Origin of the sequence: Streptomyces sp. NPDC059455 (assembly GCF_042750115.1) — a bacterium.
Classification (GTDB): domain Bacteria; phylum Actinomycetota; class Actinomycetes; order Streptomycetales; family Streptomycetaceae; genus Streptomyces; species Streptomyces endocoffeicus.
In genome coordinates this window covers 1-1,401 of sequence record NZ_JBHYVB010000485.1, presented here as the reverse complement: position 1 = coordinate 1,401, position 1,401 = coordinate 1, and the positions used below count along the sequence as shown (strand labels likewise).

The 1,401-nt window shown below is 63.3% G+C and carries 2 protein-coding genes; both read right to left on the bottom strand.

The genetic code is table 11. The features are described from left to right. Positions 1 to 106 precede the first annotated feature (106 nt). Positions 107 to 526, bottom strand: a complete 420-nt coding sequence (locus tag ACFXB5_RS53720; RefSeq protein ID WP_385223379.1) for a PIN domain nuclease — start codon at positions 524 to 526, stop codon at positions 107 to 109. Beyond that, entirely contained in the window at positions 523 to 735 is a 213-nt protein-coding gene (locus ACFXB5_RS53715; protein ID WP_055555168.1) for a type II toxin-antitoxin system VapB family antitoxin, read from the bottom strand. The genes ACFXB5_RS53720 and ACFXB5_RS53715 overlap by 4 nt, the downstream gene beginning before the upstream one ends. Positions 736 to 1,401: the final 666 nt, after the last annotated feature.

Below are 1,401 nucleotides of genomic sequence, written 5' to 3'. Positions count from 1 at the left end.
GCTGCGCGAGAGCGCCGACTAGAGCGACGAGGCCGACCACCGCCAGCCCGGGTGCAGGCGTCCGACCAGGGCGGATGACATTCTCGGCAAGCGCAGGATCCCAGAGTCAGTGGTCCGCTGCGCCCGCCTCCACGACCCACTTCATGGGCTGGCCCGTTATCGCGGCAATCATGTCGTAGTCCTGGTCGTAGTGCAGCACGGTCACCGCATGCCGTTCGGCCGCTGCCGCGATCAGCAGGTCGGGCAGGGACAGTGCGCGGTGATTGCCTTTGGCGATGGCCTGTCGCTGGATGTCTTTGGCCCGGTCCCACACCTCGTCTGGCATCGGAAGGTAATCGAAGCCGGACAGGAACCAGTGCAGACGCTTCGCGTCGTTGTCATTGCGTGCGGAGTACATCACCTCCATCTCGACCGGTCCGCACACAGCCAGTACGCCATCCTCGTGGAGTGGGTCGAGAACCTCCGCCACCTTCGGCTTGCGCCATCGCTGGAGGGCGGAGTTGTCGATCAGGAAGCGCTCACTCACGCCGCGTTCCTGCTGTCGGGCTCCGTCCGGCTGTCGTAGGTCAGGTCCAGGTCACCGGACTTAATCGCGTCGATGCCCTCCTGTCGCAGCCGACGCTTAACAGCTTCCTCCATGGCCATACGCACAGCCTTGGCCTTCGTCTTCACGCCGTACAGGCGCATGGCGTGTTCCACCATCTCATCGTCGAGATCGATCATGGTGCGGGACATTGAAAACTCCTCTCGTCGGGCACAGCAACCTTGGAAATGATAGCAGTGTGGGGCGTTGAAATGGTGTCGTTTTAGGGGTCGACGGTCGTGTGGGTGTCGTTGCGGCCTTGAGTGGACAGCGCAACCGCAAAGGGGCTCCGTTCGATGATCAAGCCTGTGGCCTGGATGTATGGATTGCTGGAACTCGCGGTGGTTGCTGGGCGTGCCACGCCCCAGTAGCGGTTTCCTCGACTCCCGCGCCGGGGTCGTGTGGGGCGACTTCCGTGAGGCGCTGAGGGTGTTGGGCGGATCTGATTCCAGGCTGGTGGTGTCGAAAGAGGAGCGTTCGGGATTTCGGGGCGGCTGCGAGTCTCGCTGGGGGTGTGCGGGGTGGAGATATGCGGTTCATAGCGGTCCGGGTCGGTGGATGGTTGGGTGTTGGCGTGAAGCGTTGTGGTGGCAGGAGGGATGTGTTCGGGAGTCGGATGTTGGGAGCGGTGTTCTCTTGCTCCGTACGGCGATGTGAGGCTCCGAGGCGCTCTGCTACAGTCCGGTACGGATCATTGCGGAGAGTTGTCGCGCGGCTGGGGGTCAAGGGGTCGCAGGTTCACATCCTGTCGTCCCGACGGTGCGGAGGGTCTTCGCAGGTCAACGCCTGTGAGGGCCCTCTTTTCGCGCTCCCGTTTC

Coding starts and splice junctions, on each gene's coding strand:
- ACFXB5_RS53715 (WP_055555168.1), bottom strand. CDS start 735: ATGTCCCGCACCATGATCGATCTCGACGATGAGATGGTGGAACACGCC.